Consider the following 18,235-nt stretch of genomic DNA (forward strand, 5'->3'; position numbering starts at 1 on the left):
TGCCTTCTGACGGCTTATTTATAACTGTCATATGAAGAAAAACATTGGATATACTGATGAACGAATGGATGTGCACGAAAAAAATAAGCTGCGCTTCTCGCGCAGCTTACCCAGTTGTTTTGACTTGATCCGCTTGTTTTAAAAGTTCTTTCGCATGGCGTTTCGTTAAATCGGTTACCTCGACACCTGCAATCATGCGCCCGATTTCCGCTACCTTTTCCTGCTTAGACAGCGGCTTGACACGTGTCGTCGTTCTACCGTCTTTTAACTCCTTCGCAATATAAAGATGCGTATCGGCCATGGCAGCCACCTGAGGCAGGTGTGTAATGCACAGCACTTGTGAACCTATTGACACCTTATGGATCTTCTCAGCGATTGCCTGTGCGACCCTGCCGCTTACACCGGTATCAACCTCGTCAAAAATGATCGATGTCACATCCTGTTGTGAGGAAAAAATGCTTTTTATGGCAAGCATCACCCGTGACAGCTCTCCACCTGAAGCGACTTTCGAAAGGGATTTCAGCGGCTCGCCTGTATTGGTTGAAATTAAAAACTTCACCAGGTCAATCCCTTGTTCAGTCAGCTGAACGGGCTGGCCGTTTACAAGCGGCGCCTCTTCATTGCGTGACGCTGTTCTGACCTTAAATTCCGTATCAAAAGTTGATTTTTCCATGTACAGGCTTTTTAATTCCCGATGAATCTCATCAGCCAGCTTTTTCGCCCATGTTTTTCGGATTTGTGACACATTTGCCGCTTCCACTGCGACATCTTTGCCGACGGAGTCAAGCTCCTTTTTCAAGCTTTGAAGGTGGCTGTCCCTGTTTTCAATTTGGTCAATCTCTTCTTCAATTTTAGAAGCATATTCCAAAATGTCTTCAACAGTGGCACCGTATTTTCGTTTCAGCTGTTTGATTTCATTAAGTCGCGTCTCAATATAGTTCAGGCGTTCCGGATCAAATTCAAGCTCATCCAGCATATTTCTCATCTGAAATGTGGCATCCTCAAGCAAATAGTAGGAGTTCGAAACACTTTCAGACATTTTTTTCAGCGGTTCGTTTATATCAGATATATCTTCAAGCTGCGCTGATGCCATTCCAACCCAGTCCAATCCGCCCTGCTCACTGCGAAGCGCGTTATATGCATTTTGCAGCGACTCATATATCTTCTCAAAGTTTGAAATTTGCTGGCGCTCTTCTTGGAGCTGTTCATCTTCGTTAAGCTCAAGCTTTGCCGATTCGATTTCTTCGAGCTGAAATTGAATAAGATCAAGACGATGGGCCATTTCCTGTTCGCTTTCAGAAAGCTGCTTAAGCTTTTTGAGCAGCTTCACATACCGCTGGTACCCTTCCTGATACGTTTTGAGCGCGCTTTCCACTTCGGCCCCGGCAAACTTGTCCAAAAGCTGGAGATGATTTTCGTCTTCCATTAACAGCTGGTTATCGTGCTGCCCGTGAATATCTAATAAAAGCCTGCCGATCTCTCTTAGTGAAGCAATCGTGACAAGCTTGCCATTGACACGGCAAACGCTTTTCCCGCTCGTGCTGATATCCCTTCTCATGACGATCATTTCGTCTGAAACGTCGATTCCCTGCTCAGCGCATACGCCTAAAACAGGATGGCCGCTCTCCAACAGAAACAGCCCTTCAAGTTCGGCTTTTGCTTCCCCATATCTAACAAATTCAGATGATCCGCGGCCTCCGACTAAAAGAGAAATGGCATCTATGATGATGGATTTGCCGGCTCCGGTTTCTCCTGTTAAAACCGTAAGCCCGCGTTCAAAAGAAACCGTCAGTTCCTCAATAATGGCAAAGTTTTTAATCGATAGTTCAGCTAACAAACAGCATTACACCTCTTATCTTTGTTAGATTTTCTGTTACAGCAGTTCAAGGAGCCTGTTTTTTACGCCTTCTGTATCTTCAGGAGTCCGGCAAATAATTAAAATCGTATCATCTCCGCAAATGGTCCCCATCATTTCATCCCAGTCCAAATTGTCCATCAGCGCCCCGATTGCCTGGGCATTGCCCGGCATCGTTTTCAGCACAATCATATGGCTTGCTGAGTCTATTTTCACAAATGCGTCCATCAATGCCCGCTTTAGCTTTGACAGCGGATTGAAACGCTGGTCCGCCGGAAGACTGTATTTGTAAGAACCATTATTTGTAGGCACTTTTACAAGGTGAAGTTCTTTAATATCCCGTGATACCGTGGCCTGCGTTACTTTGTATCCATCCTGCTTTAGCATGTCGACCAATTCATCCTGCGTTTCGATTTCATTGCTTGTAATGATCTCTCTGATTTTAATATGCCTCTGGCCTTTGTTCATGTAAGCACCTCTATTTCCAAGCTTATCTGTTCTTTTATGTTATATGATTCTCTGCACATTGTACATGAATGCAGAAAAAAGGAATAATAGCGCCCTATTATTCCGGTACATCTGCTTTTTTTTCTTTTAACGTCTTATGTGCTTCTTCTACAACGCGCATGATCTCTTCTTCCGGCAGTTCCTGGCCTTCCTGTCCCTCTCCCGGCCAATGCAAATGAAGGAGAAACTCAATATTTCCGTCTCCTCCCGTGATTGGAGAAAATGACAAGCCTTTACAGATATAGCCTTCAGCGGCAGAAAAACTGATCATTCGCTTGAGCACATCAGCATGCACTTTAGGATCTCTAACAATCCCTTTTTTGCCGACGGATTCCCGTCCCGCTTCAAACTGAGGCTTAACTAAAGCCATGCAGTCGCTGCCCGGTACGAGCAAAGTCCTTAGGACAGGCAGGATGAGCCGCAGTGAAATAAAGGACACATCAATTGTGGCAAACTCCGGCATGCCCTTTGTAAAGTCTGCCGGTGTTGCATAACGAAAGTTCGTCCGTTCCATCACGACGACCCGTTCATCCTGTCTAAGCTTCCATGCAAGCTGATTATAGCCTACATCCACAGCGTATGACTGTTTAGCTCCATTTTGCAAAGCGCAGTCCGTAAAACCGCCGGTGGAGGAGCCAATATCAATCATAATTTTATCTTTGACAGAGACGGGAAATTCCTTCAACGCTTTTTCGAGCTTTAAGCCGCCCCTGCTCACATACCTCAGCGGGTTTCCTTTGACAGTTAACGGAAGGTCGCGGTCAATTTTTTCTCCAGGCTTGTCCAAGCGGTTTTCGTTTGAATAGACGATCCCCGCCATAATGGCTCTTTTGGCTTTTTCACGCGTTTCCGCCAGCCCTCTTTCCACTAATAATACATCTAATCGTTCTTTCTTTGACGTCATGATCCAATTCCTTTGTGTGTCTTTGGTGGCATCAGTAATCTAATACGATTTGCCACCTGCTGTTTTGTCAGTCCAATTTCCTCAAGAAGCGCTGTTACACTTCCGTGTTCAATAAACCGATCAGGTATACCCATTCTGTCAATCGGAGTATGATATTCACCTTGATCATGAGCGAATTCTAAAATCGAGCTTCCGAAACCGCCTTCTAAGACCGCTTCTTCAATTGTTAAAATTGGCAAGCCTTCTTTTAGGATACTCTTCATCATCTTTTCATCAATCGGCTTAATAAAACGCGCATTCACAACGCGCACGGAAAGGCCTTCTTTCTGCAGCTCTTCGGCTGCTTCAATCGCCATTTCGATTGTTGTGCCGAATGTTAAGATGACAGCATCGTTCCCTGGACGCAGCACCTCCCACGTACCGATCGGAATCGTTTTCAACTGTTCATCCATTTTTACGCCGAGTCCGTTTCCGCGCGGAAAACGCATTGCTATCGGGCCTTCGTCATAGCTAAGTGCTGTATGAACCATGTGCTGGCCTTCATTTTCGTCTTTCGGCATCATTAAGACCATGTTTGGAATGTGGCGCATAAACGCAATATCAAACACGCCTTGATGTGTCTCTCCATCAGCGCCAACGAGTCCAGCACGGTCAATTCCAATAAACACATTAGCGTTTTGGCGGCAGATGTCATGAACAACTTGGTCATATGCCCTTTGCAGGAAGGTTGAGTAAATCGCCAAAAACGGCTTCATACCCTGCATTGCCATAGCTGCAGCCATTGTTGCGGCATGCTGTTCTGCGATTCCTACGTCGAACATCCGGTCAGGGAATTCCTTTGCGAAGCCTTCAAGCTTTGAACCGACAGGCATAGCCGGCGTAATGGCTACAATGCGTCCGTCCTCGCGCGCCATTCGCTGCACAGTTCCGCTGACAAGACCGCTCCACGAAGGAGCTGCGGCTTTCGGCTTTACAAAGTCACCGGTATTAATTTTATATGGTCCGGTACCATGCCATGTCCCAATCGTATCGGTCTCAGCCGGTTTGTACCCCTTCCCTTTTTTCGTAATGACGTGCAGAAGAACAGGGCCTTTCGTTTTTTTGGCGTATTGAAGATTCTCAATCAGCTCATGATAAGAATGTCCGTCCACTGGGCCCAAATACGTAAAACCGAGCTCCTCGAAAAACATTCCGGAGACGAGCATGTATTTCAGGCTGTCTTTGACCCGTTCCGCCGTGGCGGCAAGCTTGCCCCCAACTGCCGGAATCTTTTTAAATAAGTATTCAAGCTCATCTTTGACCCACTGGTATTTCCCCGCAGTGCGGAGCCGTCCGAGCATAGAGTGAATGGCACCGACGTTTGGCGCAATACTCATTTCATTATCATTAAGGATGACAATCATGTCTTTTTTCTCGTCGCCGATGTGGTTAAGGGCTTCGAGCGCCATACCGCCGGTCAGCGCGCCGTCACCAATGATCGGAATAATATATTCATCCGTTCCTTTAATATCACGGGCAGCTGCCATTCCCATCGCGCCTGACAGAGAAGTCGAGCTGTGCCCGGTTTCCCAAACATCGTGCTCGCTTTCACTCCGCTTTGGAAATCCGCAAAGCCCTTTGTACTGGCGAAGCGTCGCAAATTCTTTTCCGCGTCCTGTCAGCAGCTTATGGACATACGACTGATGGCCTACATCCCATAAAAATTTGTCTTTCGGGCTGTTAAATTCCTTATGCAGGGCAACAGTAAGCTCTACGACACCTAAGTTTGGGCCGATGTGGCCGCCGGAAGCGGATAAACTTGTAATTAAAAACTGACGGATTTCATCACTTAATTTCTCTAATTCATCAATGGACATGTTTTTTAAAAACGACGGGTCCTGTATTGATAAAAGATCCAAAGCGGATCAACTCACTTTCAGCATGAATTTCTGCAATGATACATGTCTTTTGCATGCCGAGCTGACAATAATCTCAGACATAAAAAAAGACAAACGCGCTTTTCCTTTTCATTTTTCATATAAACTGCTTACATTTTACCATACCTCGTGCAGCCGCTTCAAATTAGGATCGTTTTAGTGATCTCTTGCCGCAATTAAATCACAAAGCTCATATAAAAGGTCTTTTTGAAGAGAGAGTCCGCCGATCAATCGCTTCGCCTCTTTTATATGAACATCCAATTTATGTTTGGCCCCTTCCAATGAAAGAAGCGACGGGTATGTCGATTTGTCATTTGTGGTATCCGAGCCGACACGTTTGCCGATTTTCTCTTCACTGCCTTCTAAATCTAAAATATCGTCTCTGATTTGAAATCCGATTCCAATGTGGCTGCTGAAGGTACGCAGTGTTTCAATGTCTTCCTCAGGCGCATCAGCCAAAATAGCACCGGCGATTACACAAAAGCCAAGGAGCTTGGCAGTTTTCCGTTCATGAATGGATTCGAGCTCTTCAAGCGTGACTTGTCGGTTTTCCGCTTCCATATCAGCTACTTGCCCACCGACCATGCCTTCGGTGCCTGCCGCTGAAATCAGTTCATTCACAAGCCGCAGGCGCTTTTCTGCTGACACCTCGTCTGACACGTGGGAGGTAATCAGCTTAAAGCTTTCTGTGAGCAGCCCGTCACCCGCTAATACTGCCGTCGCTTCACCAAACACTTTATGGTTTGTCGGCTTCCCGCGGCGCAAATCGTCATCATCCATGCATGGAAGATCATCATGAATTAACGAATACGTGTGAATCATTTCGACAGCACAGCCCACCGGAATGCCGTCTTTTTCGCTTTTTCCATATGCATTTAAAACAGCCAGTACAATCAGAGGCCGCAACCGCTTTCCGCCGGCCTGTAGAGAATATAGCATAGATTTCTTTAATGAGTCCGGCATATCAAGCTTTTCTGTATAGACAGAAAGCTGATTTTCAATTGTTTTTTTCCGGTCCGCCAGAAAGCTCGTTAATTTATTTGTCACCTTCGTCTTCCTCCTGAACACTGAAAGGTGCCAGTTCGCCGTCTTCTTTTAAAATGAAGTCCATTTGCTTTTCGACTTTTTGCAGCTTTTCATGGCACATTTTTGACAGAGCCATGCCTTCTTGGAAATAGTTAATGGCTTGCTCTAGAGGCACATCTCCCTCTTCAAGCTTTGATACAATGCTCTCAAGCCCTTTCATCGCTTCTTCAAATGTCATGTTTTCATTTTTTTTCACGTCTGTCATTTTTCTTCCCCTCTCTTTTCTAATACTTCACAGGTCAGCACGCCATCCTTCAGCTTGACTTCAAGCCGGTCCTGCTCTTCTATTTGACTGACACTTTTAATGAGTTTATCTTCTTTATAAGCCAAGCTGTATCCTCTTTCCATCACTTGAAGAGGACTTAGTGCATTCAGCTTGCCAAGAACGGTTTGAAATTGGGAATGCAGCTGCTTCATTTGGATATTCATATTTTTTCTCAGCTGATTTGTTTGTTCCTGGTATCGTGTTCTCGCTTGTTTCAGCTGTTCATGAGGATGCAGTGCCTCTAATCTGTACGTTTCACGCTCCAGCTGTCTGCTTTTCCGATCTAAAAGAGCGGTCAGCTGTGCTTGAAACTGCTGGTACGCGAGGTCAAACTGCTGCTCTTTTTGCGCATACAAACGCTTTGGAAAACGAAAGGCATAGGACGATTGCAGCGTTTGAATCCGTTCTTTTTTCTGGCCGAGGTGCTGCTGCATTGCTCTTGTCATTCTGACTTCCGCTGTTTTTGCCCGTTCGATTAAATCAGTGGTATGAGGCACAGCAATCTCAGCTGCTCCTGTCGGCGTCGCGGCTCTGATATCGGCGACAAAATCACTGATCGTAAAATCCGTCTCATGTCCGACTGCCGATATAATCGGAATATTGGAAGCAAAGATGGCGCGTGCTACAATTTCTTCATTGAATGCCCACAGTTCTTCTATCGAACCGCCGCCTCTCCCGACAATTAATACGTCGCAAATCTCTTTTTCATTTGCCTCTTCAATGCGCGTAACGATGGATCTGCTCGCATTTTCACCTTGTACGAGCGCTGGAAGAACAATGACTTTTACAAGGGGATATCTTCTTTTTAGAGTTGTAATAACGTCTCTGACAGCGGCACCCGTTGGAGATGTCACAACCCCGATTGTGGCTGGAAATGCGGGGATTTGTTTTTTGTAGCGGTCGTCAAATAAACCTTCTCCGGCAAGCTTCTTTTTTAATTCTTCGTACGCTAAATAAAGCGCTCCAACCCCGTCAGGCTGCATTTCTTTGGCATATAATTGATAGTTTCCGCTCGGTTCATATACGGAAATTCCGCCTCTGACCAGCACTTTCATTCCGTTTTCAGGTTTAAAAGGCAGACGCTCGCTTTGTCTCGCGAACATCACCGACTGCATTCTTGCGTTTTCGTCTTTTAAAGTGAAATAAATATGCCCTCGTGTGTGTATCTTTACATTCGACAATTCGCCTTTAATCCAAATATTTTCAAGGTGAGGATCTACATCGAATTTTCGTTTTATATACTTTGTCAGCGCTGAGACGGTAACATACGCTGCTTCACCCATGTCTAAAAACTCCTCTCCTAAGCATTCCTGCACCATAACTAAAGAAAACCCGCCCTGGCTTTAGGAGCCTGAAGAAGCGGGTATCGTGCTCATATTCAAGGCGGGTAAACATTTCGCCTGTGAATATCTCCAATTATCTATGATAACGTACGTTTCGCAGATTTAACAGTATTATGCGCAAGCATCGTGATGGTCATCGGACCTACTCCGCCCGGAACCGGCGTGATGAAGGACGCTTTTTCCTTTGCCCCTTCAAATTCAACGTCTCCGCAAAGCTTTCCGTTTTCCAGACGGTTAACGCCGACGTCAATGACAACAGCGCCCTCTTTGATCTGGTCTGCACTGATGAAGTTGGCTCTGCCGACTGCCACCACCAGGATGTCCGCTTTTTTCGTATGTTCAGTAATATTTTCTGTTCTTGAATGACAGTAAGTAACCGTCGCGTTTTCATTTAATAAAAGCTGGCCGACAGGTTTGCCGACAATGTTGCTTCGGCCGACTACAACAACCTCTTTACCGGAAAGGTCAATATTGATTTTCTTCAAAAGCTCAACAATTCCATGAGGCGTGCAAGGAAGAAACGTATCTTCGCCAAGCAGCATTTTCCCTACGTTTAACGGATGAAAACCGTCTACATCTTTATCAGGGGAGATACGTTCGATCACCGCTTTTTCAGAAATATGGTCTGGGAGCGGAAGCTGAACGAGAATGCCATGAAACTCAGGGTCTTGGTTATATTGATCAATAATGGAAAGCAGTTCAGCTTCTGTGAGGCTGCTGTCAAATTGATCGAGCTTGAAATTCATTCCCATTGTTTCTGCCGCTTTTTTCTTTCCTCGCACGTAAGAGTGAGAAGCAGGATCATCTCCAATCAAAATAACCGCCAGTCCGGGAGTGACGCCTTGCTTTTTAAGCTCTTCTACCTCTTTTGCCAATTGTTCGCGTTTTTCTCTAGCCGTTTCTTTTCCGTCGATGATTGTTGCAGTCATTTTCTTTCCTCCTATGATTGTTCAATATCAGATTTAATGTTAGAAAGAACCCCGTTTACAAACTTTGTCGCTTTGTCATCACCAAACCGTTTTGCCAGCTCAATCGCTTCGTTCATGGAGACATTCACCGGAATGTCTTCGGCATATGCCATTTCATATGCTGCCAGGCGCAAAATCGCACGGTCAACATTGGCAATCCGATCGAGCTTCCAATTCACCAGATGCTTGGAGATCATTTCATCCAGCTGGTCTTGGTGTTCCAATACCCCGTGTACAAGCTGTTCAAAGAAAGGATCTGTTTTTTCTTCATCCAGTGCGTGTTCTATGGCTTCATTCACTGCAATATCGCTGACATCAATTTGAAATAGTGCCTGCAAAGCTTTTTCTCTTGCTGTTCTTCTTTTCATTTTCTTTCTCCTTTGATCCTCTTTATCCGCTTGTCGTTAAGCCACAAAGAGATCATAACATATTTTTTTCGTATCCGCATATTGAAATCAAGGTTTTTTTACCCTATTACCGAATATTTTCACACACCTTAATATGATTATTCGGATTTCACGTTCATGAAGAAACTCGGCTATGTAAGCCGGCTTTCTTCATGCTTTGAAATAAAGGGTAACGTGTAAAAAAACCAAAGGGCCGCCCTCCCCTTGGTTTCGTGTTAAGCCATTTACATTTCTTCGTCGATTTGGACTTCTTGGGCTTTTGTGTCAAATTGAATGCCGACGATGTGAATATTGATCTCGTTAATCGAAAGAGACGTCATATTTAATAAGGTTTGACGAATGTTTTCCTGAACGGATGCTGCAACTTTCGGAATCGAAACGCCAAATGTAACGACACAGTATACATCGATCGTAATTCCGTCATCCGCCAGGTCGACTTTGACACCTTTGCCATGATTCACTTTGCCAAAGCGCTCAACGACGCCTGTCGCAAAGTTTCCGCGCATTTCGGCAACCCCATCAACTTCTGATGCTGCAATTCCGGCAATGACCTCAATGACCTCCGGTGCAATCTCAACCTTACCCAAATGCGTATCTTCGTGATCCATTTTAAGCAAGCTGTTGTCTTTCATTCAATTCACCTCCGTAAAAATTATGAGCCCATTACATCATATGTTTCTAAAAATTTCGTATTAAACTCTCCGCTCACAAATGTTTCGTGTTCAAGCAGTTTTAAATGGAAAGGGATTGTTGTCTCAATGCCTTCGATGACGAATTCGCTCAATGCGCGCTTCATGCGGGCAATCGCTTCATCCCTCGTTTTTCCGTATGTGATGACCTTTGCAATCATGCTGTCATAGTACGGTGGGATGGAATAGCCAGGGTACGCAGCTGAATCGACACGGACACCAAGACCGCCAGGAGGCAGGTACATTTTAATTTCACCAGGTGACGGCATGAAATTTTTACTTGGGTTTTCTGCGTTGATTCGGCATTCGATGGCCCAGCCTTCAAATTCAACATCTTCTTGCTTGAGGCTCAGTTCCATTCCTGATGCCACTTTGATTTGTTCCTTGATCAGGTCAGTTCCCGTCACCATTTCTGTGACTGGGTGCTCTACCTGAATTCTCGTGTTCATTTCCATGAAGTAATAGCGCTGTTCATTGTAGTCATAGATAAATTCAACTGTTCCAGCACCTGTATAGCCAACCGCTTTTGCAGCCTTTACCGCTGCATCTCCCATCTGCTCCCTGATTTCTGAATCAAGGGCAGGAGATGGTGATTCTTCCAAAAGCTTTTGCAGGCGTCTTTGGATCGAGCAGTCGCGTTCGCCCAAATGGATCGTATTTCCGTAGTTATCAGCAAGCACTTGGATCTCAACGTGGCGAAAATCTTCTATGTATTTTTCGATGTATACACCTGGATTTCCGAATGCAGTTGCCGCTTCCTGCTGTGTAATCTTAATGCCATTAATCAGATCCTCTTCAGTGCGGGCAACCCTAATTCCTTTTCCGCCTCCGCCTGCGGTGGCTTTTATAATTACAGGATACCCAATTTCATTAGCAAGCGAAACCGCTTCTTCCACATTTTCTATAATTCCCTGTGAACCCGGTACGATTGGCACGCCGGCCTGTTTCATCGTTTCCCGCGCAACGTCTTTTGTTCCCATTTTTGAAATGGCGTCAGCGCTCGGGCCGACAAACGTGACATTCACTTCTTCACATAATTCAGCGAAATCAGCATTTTCAGCTAAAAATCCGTATCCCGGATGAATGGCGTCCGTGCCAGTCAGCTTTGCAACACTCACAATATTTGTAACGTTTAAATAGCTGTCTTTTGATGCTTTCGGTCCGATACAAAAAGCTTCATCGGCCATTTGAACATGAAGGGCATCTTTATCAGCTTCTGAATAAACAGCGACAGTCTCAATTCCGAGCTCTCTGCAGGCTCTGATGATTCTGACAGCAATTTCTCCTCTGTTGGCGATCAATAGCTTTTTAATCATGTTAAGTCTCCTTACTCCGCTTTTACAAGAAATAGAGGTTGTCCGTATTCGACCAGCTGGCCGTTTTCTACTAATACTTCAACGATTTCGCCTTTCACTTCTGCTTCGATTTCGTTGAAAAGCTTCATCGCTTCTACAATGCAGACAACTGTGTTTTCATTTACTTTTGAACCGGCTGTTACATACGGGCCAGCTTCCGGTGATGAAGAAGCATAAAATGTTCCTACCATTGGTGAAGTGATTTTATGCAGATTCTCATCTTGCTTTGGTGCTTCTTGGGCAGGTGCCGCTGCTTGCTGCGCTTGCGGCTGAACTGCCTGCGGAGCCTGTGCTTGTACAGGTGCTGCCGGTGCCTGCTGCATGACTTGAACCGTACCTGCTTCATGTTTTTTCAGTTTTAAGGATACACCTTCATTTTCATATACGAATTCGTCAATTGTAGACTCGTCAATTGCTTTAATCAGCTCGTGGATTTCTTTGATATTTAACATTCAATCGCACTCCTATGTATGAAATTTCTTTTTTATAGGTTACTACTAAAAGTACATACTATGTTCATCTTACAGGAGCGGACTTTTGAATTCAACTCTAATATGACAGCAATGCAAAAAGCCCGCTTGTTTAGCGGGCTTCTTTTTCCTCTTTCTTACTTGGATGGTTCAAATGTGACAGCGACATCTTTCATTGTTTTGATTTCTTTTGCCACAAGGTCTATAATGGCTGTCGCCTTCGATTTGGAGTGTTTGTCTGATTTGACTGTAATATTGATTTTATCTCCTTCAGCATTAACGAGCGCATCCTCGTAACCTTGTGTTTTAATCAGCGTTTCAAGCTGTTTTTCTGTTCCTTCCACTTCACTGAGAGCCGTCATTTTATCGTATGCTTCGCTTTTCTCCTTGGCTGTTGCATCATCGCTTGACACAATGGCATTCAGCTCTTCTCTTTCTTTGCTTCTGGCATCTTCTAAATCAAGACGGTACGTTGTAAACAGATCATCATCGGCTGTTTCCGTAACAACAGTTCCTTTTTCACTGGCTTCAGCGGATGTTTCCTTGTCTGCTGATGAATCTTTCGTTCCCTTTGTTCCATCTTCTTTTCCTTTTTCAGTTTCTGTACCGCTTTTTTCCTTCGTGTCTTGCTTGGCAGGCGCTTTTTCAGTTGCGACCTCTCCGCTGTCAGACGCGCTTTTTTCACTTTGCATCTGCACGGCGTTTTTGCTTTCCGGCGACATGATATAGTAGACGCTTAACACCACGACAAGACTAAGCATTGTTAATAGCCAAACGGTTTGTTTTTTAAGCATTTATGAATCCTCCTTTATTTTTTTAGGGGCAACCGCAACCCGGTGGCTTGGAACATCCAGGACCCGTGTCACCGCTTCGATAATGGTTTGTTTTATTTGAACGTTGTCCACTCCTTGAGCAACAACGAGTACACCGCGTATATCAGGTTTTTTCGTTTGGACGACGACAGGTGTTTCTTTATCGCCGTTTTTGATCATGACGATTTCTTCCTCCGATGTTTGGTCTGTAACGCTTCTTGTTCCGCCTTCTTTGTCAGTTTCTTCAGTGGTTGTATTTTTGTTTGATTTGTTTTTTTCGTATACTTTCAGCGACGTTGCATCTACATTCACGACAACCGAGACATCGTCCACACCAATGATTGTTTCAAGAATTTCTTTCAGCTGATTTTCGTATTCTTTTTCATAGTCATCGATCGAGTCTTTAGGTTTATCAGATTTTGAGGCTTTAAACACTTCAGCTGTTTTCTCTTTGCTGTCTGCGGAATGTTGTGATGATACGGCCGTTATCGTTTTGGCGTTTTCTGTTTTCTCAGGTGAAGAAAACAGCTGGCTGACAAGCATAAAGGAAACTCCGAGAACAAAAACGAATAGAAAGTAATGATATTTGGTCAGCTTCGGCTTTTCGCCGTCCTTCGTTTGTCCCGGAAGAAACTGCTTTTTCAATACATTCCATAATCCGTTTTTATTCATTGCCGACACTCTCCCCGCCTTCCATATGAACCGTAATTTTCTCACTTCCGATTTCCCAAATGTCCGCGAGCTGCGTTTTTATCTGTTTGGCTTCTTTTTGTTCGGCTGCTTCTTTCGTTACGTATGCATGATCTGTATCAATGTGGACCGGCGCGACCGTTTGGACCGTTTTTTCAGAAGACGGGGCCATATACACGCTGATTGTTTTAATATCCTCTTCTGAATCTACCTTTTCTCCTGCCGTGAGTTTGATGCGGCCTACTTTATATTCATCATGACTGAATCTCTCCTCCGCTTTCTTTTTTAGTTGGACAGCCATTTCTTCTAGAATATATGCGCGCTGGGAAGCTTGTATTTCTATTTTTTTTGAATTGATTTGATTTTTTATGTCGGCAGACTCTGACTGCCCGTTTTTTGTGAGATATTCAAAGATGATTTCGGGGTCTGTCTTGAAAAGTTTAAAAATCGGCGTAAGCATGACGACAATCAAGAGCAGGCTGACTACCATTTTTGCGTACTTTTGCATGCTGGAGCTCGGCAGCAGCATATCAATCACAATTGCAAATAGGATAAACAACACGATGGTGGTAAGCCATTCCGTTAAAAAACTCATTCGCCTGCCTCCTTCATTTCATCATCATCGTGAGGTTTCCGGCTGTGATTATGACAGTAAGGCTTAAAAAAAACATGAGAGACACAATGGCCAGAGCTGCAAAAATATAAATGACGCTTTTGCTGATGACGTCGAGGCAGGTGATGACGGGCCCTCCTCCTAGTGGCTGAAGAATCGCGGCTGCCAGCTTATAAATAAAAGCGAGGGAAAGCACTTTGATTGCCGGAAATGCCGCGATACAGATCAAAATAGCGACACCGAGAATCCCTACCGTATTTTTCAGCAGTAAAGAGGCGCTGATTACTGTATCTGTTGCGTCTGTAAACATTCGGCCAAGCACAGGAATAAAATTTCCGGTTATAAATTTAGCCGTCCTGAGCGTAATGCCGTCTGTCACTGCAGCTGAGGCTCCCTGAACAGAGATGACGCCGAGAAAGATGGTAAGAAAAACAGCCAGTGCTCCGATGGCGATATTTCTGAGCAGGTTAGCCAGCTGCGTTACTTTGTATTGTTCAGTCATCGTGCTGACAATGCTCAGAATCGCTGATAAAAAAATCAGCGGCATGACGATATTCTGAATCAAGAGACCGCTCGTGTTCATCAGGAAGAGGATAACAGGATGAAAGAAGGCAGCAGATACAGCTCCGCCTGAGGAAGCCAAAAGCGCCAAGAGGAGCGGAATGAGCGCAAGGATAAAGCTGGTCATCGTTTGAATCGCCTCAGTTGCATAGTTAATTGCCACATGAAAGCTATTAAGCGCAAGGATAATCAGCACCATGTACACAATTGAGTAAGCGACCTTACTGACGGTGCTTTGCTGAAAAGCATTTTGCAGAAGCTGCAGAATGACGCAAAAAATCGTGAGCAAAATCAATGTGCCCAGCAGCTTTCCGTTGGCAAGCACTTCATGAAACAAATAAGAAAAGAGAGCTTTCAGCCATTCTTGCGGTGAGAATGATTTATCGCCATTGATAAACTCCATTAAGCTGCCTTTTTGGCTTTCCGGCAGCAGTCCGCCGTATTCTGTCATAATGTCATTCCAAAATTCCCCGATCTTATCTGTTTCAAGCGAGGCTGCTGTCCTTTCCGCTAATTGCTCAGCTGTTTCAGCATGGTCTTCCGTTTGTTCTGCATTACCAGCTGCTTGTACAATTTCTGCACGGCCTGCTATGATCAGCACGGCCAAAAGCAAAACCCATTGAAAGCGCTTCAATCTACCGCCTCCTTTCGGTTATGACATAGAAGGTATAAGTCCGAGAATCGTTTCGATAATGACGGTTAAAATAGGCACAGCCATTACGAGTATTAAAATTTTCCCCGCCAATTCTATTTTCGAGGCGATGGCTCCTTGACCGGCATCTTTTGTGAGCTGTGCCCCGAATTCAGCAATATAGGCGATTCCGATAATCTTTAAAATGGTTTCAACATAGACCATGTTGACATTTGCATTAATCGCAATTTTTTCTATCATTCGAATAATGTCGTAAATTTGGTCTACCAAATAAAGAAAAATGGCACATCCGGCAAAAACGACGATTAAAAACGCAAAAGTCGGCTTTTGTTCTTTTACAATTAAAGAAAGGAAGGTGGCGATCAGCCCTAAACCTACAATTTGAACAATGTCAATCTGCAAGCCCCCCTATCCTTGGAATAAAAACACAGCTTTTATCTTTTTAAATAGGTCATCTACAATCGTGGCGACCATAAATAAAATATAGATAAAACCTAACAGCGTCACCCACTGAGCGTATTCTTTCTTGCCCATCTGATCCAATATCGTGTGTAAAAAAGCGACCACGATTCCCACTCCGGCAATTTGAAATATGACATTCACGTCTACTCCCATTTTATTTTTGCTCCCCTCACGTTTACATCAATAGAAGAATGAGTAACAAGCCCGCTAAAAAGCCCAAACTTTTTATCATCTTTTCATTTTTCGCTTGCGCCTGCTCAGCATCCGCTTCAGAGGCTTCCAAATGTGTCAGCGCCAGCTTGATGTGCTTTTGCTGAGAGATTCGATCATGAATCCCGAGCGTCTCGCCAAACTGCTTCAGCACTTCGTATTCGCTTTTTTTCAAAGACAGGGTATCCCATACCTTCTTTAAGCTTTGCTCCCACGCCGTTTTCGCGGAATCACTTCCCTTGTCCAGCTGATCACTGAATGCGGAAAAAAGAGCTGAAACAGGCTGTGCGAGCTGTTTGGCAATCTGCTGTGAAGCAGTATGAAGCGGTGTATGGCCGTACATGATTTCAGCCTCGAGGGATTGAAGCGCCGCACGCAGCTGGCGGATTTGCCGCGGCCGTTCTGTATAAATCTTCGCCATCTCAAAACCTGTCCATGTTGTCGCTACCACAATAAATACAGCGCCCAGCAGCTTCAGCATGTTTTCACGCCCGTCGTCCTAGACAGCACATTTCCGTCTTTGTCATAAATTTGGCTCACTGTGCCCGGCCCTTTTGCTCTTGATAATTCCAAATAGCGGTCAAAGGCTCTTTCTTCCCACAAACGCTTCAATGAAGGCCGCTTCATCAGGTCGGATATGCTCCAGCCATGCGCCGATACAATTACTGAAACACCTGCATGCAGTGCCTCCAGAAGTGCATCTGTATCTTCCATACGCCCGATTTCATCGACAATCATCACCTCAGGGCTCATGGATCGAATCATCATCATCAGCCCTTCAGCTTTTGGACAGGCGTCTAACACGTCAATTCTCTGACCAAATTGATGTTGCGGAATGCCGCGAAGACATCCGGCAATTTCTGACCGTTCATCGACGATTCCTGTCTTAACGGGCAGCATGGGTTTTTTGCCGGTGCTTGAGAGCCTCGCAAGGTCCCGGAGAAGTGTTGTTTTGCCGGTTTGGGGCGGTCCGATAATCAGCGTATTCAGCCAGCTGTCTTGATATAAGTATGGAAGCAGCGGCTCCGCAATCCCCAGCTTTTGCCGGGCAATTCGTATATTAAAAGATGCGATGTCACGGAGGCCTTTCACACCTCCGTTTTCCGTAATGACTCTGCCCGCCAGTCCGACTCTGTGGCCGCCTCTGATCGTGACATACCCTTTCTTCAGCTCTTCTTCAAGAGTATACATACTATAGTTGCTAAGCCGGCTCAGGATCAGATGGGCATCCTCTGCCGTGCCCGCATAGGACAAATAAACAGGTTGTCCTCTTCGAATCAATTCAACAGGGCGGTTGATCCGAATTCTGACTTCTTCGATTTCCAGCCATTGTTGTTCCGGTATTTCAGAAAGGGCGTTTTTCATGGATTCGGGGAGAACCTCAGCGATTTCATTCAACAGAGCCTCCTCCTTTCTACCGATTGGCTTCTTTAAAATGTATGATGTGAGGCAGACTTTATGACAAGCCTCTCTTTATTTATGAACACCCGCCAAAATCAAAACAACACCCGTAAAAATCAGAATCAGCTTTGCATACGAAAGCTGCCCGGCAATTTGGTAGATTCCGACAGTCATCGTAATGATAAAAATCAACGGACCGACAATAGCGAGAATGCTGTTAACCACAACCGCCTTCCGGACATCGTTGGTCACAAGCATGACAATTGCTGCCGTCAGCTCAATCATAGAGGATAAAACTCGTAATCCTGCCATTGTTAAAACAGTAGAATTGATATTTCCAAGTAAAAATTTCATAGCACTCTCCCAACCTCCCATTTTTTTATATGATATGCTCTAGCTTGCTGAAGTAGTCTTGTCATTTTCGTATAAAAGAAAGATTCTGTTTTTGGGCACAAAAAAAAGCCTGCTCCCATTTGGGAACAGACTTCTTTTTTTCTTTCTATGCTCTTGAAACGTAAGAACCGTCTGATGTATTGACAACAAGTGTGTCGCCTTCATTCACAAAGAACGGCACGTTTACAACAAGCCCGGTTTCAGTTTTCGCAGGTTTTGTACCGCCTGACGCTGTATCACCTTTAATACCAGGTTCAGTTTCAACAACTTTCAGCTCAACTGTGTTTGGAAGTTCGATACCAAGTGTTTCATCCTGGTACATCATGATATGCACAGACATGTTTTCTAGCAGGTATTTTAATTCTTCTTCGATTTGAGTTGCGCTCAGTTCAAGCTGCTCATAAGAAGAAGTATCCATAAATACGTGCTGATCTCCGTTTGCATATAGATATTGCATTGTTTTGGTTTCGATTTGCGCTTTCGCTACTTTTTCACCAGCGCGGAATGTTTTTTCCTGAATGGCGCCAGTGCGAAGGTTGCGGAGTTTAGAGCGGACAAATGCCGCACCTTTTCCAGGTTTTACGTGCTGGAAGTCAACGACGCGCCAAATGCCGCCATCTACTTCAATTGTTAATCCTGTACGGAAATCGTTAACTGAAATCATGTTTAATGTCCT

The 18,235-nt window shown here is 44.7% G+C and carries 22 protein-coding genes; all 22 read right to left on the bottom strand.

Annotated elements, in window-relative coordinates:
- Positions 1–106 precede the first annotated feature (106 nt).
- The 22 genes from recN to efp all read right to left on the bottom strand — a co-directional run bounded on the left by recN (position 107) and on the right by efp (position 18,223).
- The gene (gene recN / locus bslm_RS11660) at positions 107–1,837 is read right to left on the bottom strand and encodes a DNA repair protein RecN (RefSeq protein ID WP_003230267.1); all 1,731 of its coding nucleotides are present in this window, start codon (positions 1,835–1,837) and stop codon (positions 107–109) included.
- A 36-nt stretch (positions 1,838–1,873) separates the two neighbouring features.
- Positions 1,874–2,323, bottom strand: coding sequence for an arginine repressor ArgR (argR, locus tag bslm_RS11665; RefSeq protein ID WP_003230265.1), 450 nt, complete (start codon positions 2,321–2,323; stop codon positions 1,874–1,876).
- A gap of 97 nt (positions 2,324–2,420) precedes the next feature.
- The gene (locus bslm_RS11670; protein WP_003230264.1) at positions 2,421–3,266 is read right to left on the bottom strand and encodes a TlyA family RNA methyltransferase; all 846 of its coding nucleotides are present in this window, start codon (positions 3,264–3,266) and stop codon (positions 2,421–2,423) included.
- Entirely contained in the window at positions 3,263–5,164 is a 1,902-nt protein-coding gene (gene dxs, locus bslm_RS11675) for a 1-deoxy-D-xylulose-5-phosphate synthase (protein WP_003245985.1), read from the bottom strand. Before dxs ends, bslm_RS11670 begins: the two co-directional genes overlap by 4 nt.
- 174 nt (positions 5,165–5,338) lie before the next feature.
- Positions 5,339–6,229 (bottom strand): polyprenyl synthetase family protein, encoded by an 891-nt coding sequence (locus tag bslm_RS11680; RefSeq protein WP_003230262.1) that lies wholly within the window; start codon positions 6,227–6,229, stop codon positions 5,339–5,341.
- Positions 6,219–6,473, bottom strand: coding sequence for an exodeoxyribonuclease VII small subunit (locus tag bslm_RS11685; protein ID WP_003226409.1), 255 nt, complete (start codon positions 6,471–6,473; stop codon positions 6,219–6,221). Before bslm_RS11685 ends, bslm_RS11680 begins: the two co-directional genes overlap by 11 nt.
- Positions 6,470–7,816 (bottom strand): exodeoxyribonuclease VII large subunit, encoded by a 1,347-nt coding sequence (xseA, locus tag bslm_RS11690; protein WP_033881196.1) that lies wholly within the window; start codon positions 7,814–7,816, stop codon positions 6,470–6,472. Before xseA ends, bslm_RS11685 begins: the two co-directional genes overlap by 4 nt.
- Positions 7,817–7,953: 137 nt before the next feature.
- Positions 7,954–8,805: a bifunctional methylenetetrahydrofolate dehydrogenase/methenyltetrahydrofolate cyclohydrolase FolD gene (gene folD / locus bslm_RS11695; protein WP_014480234.1), complete on the bottom strand. Its 852-nt coding sequence runs from the start codon at positions 8,803–8,805 to the stop codon at positions 7,954–7,956.
- An 11-nt stretch (positions 8,806–8,816) separates the two neighbouring features.
- Positions 8,817–9,212: a transcription antitermination factor NusB gene (gene nusB / locus bslm_RS11700; RefSeq protein WP_003230256.1), complete on the bottom strand. Its 396-nt coding sequence runs from the start codon at positions 9,210–9,212 to the stop codon at positions 8,817–8,819.
- 263 nt (positions 9,213–9,475) lie between these two features.
- Entirely contained in the window at positions 9,476–9,883 is a 408-nt protein-coding gene (gene yqhY, locus bslm_RS11705; RefSeq protein ID WP_003230254.1) for a fatty acid biosynthesis protein YqhY, read from the bottom strand.
- 20 nt (positions 9,884–9,903) lie between these two features.
- Positions 9,904–11,256, bottom strand: coding sequence for an acetyl-CoA carboxylase biotin carboxylase subunit (gene accC, locus bslm_RS11710; protein ID WP_046381175.1), 1,353 nt, complete (start codon positions 11,254–11,256; stop codon positions 9,904–9,906).
- 11 nt (positions 11,257–11,267) lie between these two features.
- Entirely contained in the window at positions 11,268–11,747 is a 480-nt protein-coding gene (gene accB, locus bslm_RS11715) for an acetyl-CoA carboxylase biotin carboxyl carrier protein (protein ID WP_003230252.1), read from the bottom strand.
- A gap of 155 nt (positions 11,748–11,902) precedes the next feature.
- Complete coding sequence (gene spoIIIAH, locus bslm_RS11720) at positions 11,903–12,559, bottom strand: stage III sporulation ratchet engulfment protein SpoIIIAH (RefSeq protein ID WP_003230250.1); 657 nt, start codon at positions 12,557–12,559, stop codon at positions 11,903–11,905.
- Positions 12,560–13,249, bottom strand: a complete 690-nt coding sequence (spoIIIAG, locus tag bslm_RS11725; RefSeq protein WP_014477307.1) for a stage III sporulation protein AG — start codon at positions 13,247–13,249, stop codon at positions 12,560–12,562.
- On the bottom strand, positions 13,242–13,862 hold the full coding sequence (gene spoIIIAF / locus bslm_RS11730; protein ID WP_015251730.1) for a stage III sporulation protein AF: 621 nt from the start codon (positions 13,860–13,862) through the stop codon (positions 13,242–13,244). Before spoIIIAF ends, spoIIIAG begins: the two co-directional genes overlap by 8 nt.
- Positions 13,863–13,875: 13 nt before the next feature.
- A complete protein-coding gene (gene spoIIIAE / locus bslm_RS11735; protein WP_003230230.1) occupies positions 13,876–15,075 on the bottom strand; it encodes a stage III sporulation protein AE in 1,200 nt (399 codons plus the stop codon).
- A gap of 18 nt (positions 15,076–15,093) precedes the next feature.
- Positions 15,094–15,495: a stage III sporulation protein AD gene (gene spoIIIAD / locus bslm_RS11740; protein WP_003230228.1), complete on the bottom strand. Its 402-nt coding sequence runs from the start codon at positions 15,493–15,495 to the stop codon at positions 15,094–15,096.
- Positions 15,496–15,501: 6 nt separating this feature from the next.
- On the bottom strand, positions 15,502–15,708 hold the full coding sequence (gene spoIIIAC, locus bslm_RS11745) for a stage III sporulation protein AC (protein WP_003153142.1): 207 nt from the start codon (positions 15,706–15,708) through the stop codon (positions 15,502–15,504).
- Between the two features lie 22 nt (positions 15,709–15,730).
- Positions 15,731–16,246 (bottom strand): stage III sporulation protein SpoIIIAB, encoded by a 516-nt coding sequence (gene spoIIIAB / locus bslm_RS11750; RefSeq protein WP_014477309.1) that lies wholly within the window; start codon positions 16,244–16,246, stop codon positions 15,731–15,733.
- The gene (spoIIIAA, locus tag bslm_RS11755; RefSeq protein WP_043857806.1) at positions 16,240–17,163 is read right to left on the bottom strand and encodes a stage III sporulation protein AA; all 924 of its coding nucleotides are present in this window, start codon (positions 17,161–17,163) and stop codon (positions 16,240–16,242) included. Before spoIIIAA ends, spoIIIAB begins: the two co-directional genes overlap by 7 nt.
- A gap of 75 nt (positions 17,164–17,238) precedes the next feature.
- The gene (locus tag bslm_RS11760) at positions 17,239–17,520 is read right to left on the bottom strand and encodes a YqhV family protein (protein ID WP_004398639.1); all 282 of its coding nucleotides are present in this window, start codon (positions 17,518–17,520) and stop codon (positions 17,239–17,241) included.
- A 145-nt stretch (positions 17,521–17,665) separates the two neighbouring features.
- Positions 17,666–18,223 (bottom strand): elongation factor P, encoded by a 558-nt coding sequence (gene efp / locus bslm_RS11765; protein ID WP_003226377.1) that lies wholly within the window; start codon positions 18,221–18,223, stop codon positions 17,666–17,668.
- Positions 18,224–18,235: the final 12 nt, after the last annotated feature.

This window comes from Bacillus sp. LM 4-2 (assembly GCF_000978495.1).
GTDB classification, from domain to species: domain Bacteria; phylum Bacillota; class Bacilli; order Bacillales; family Bacillaceae; genus Bacillus; species Bacillus subtilis.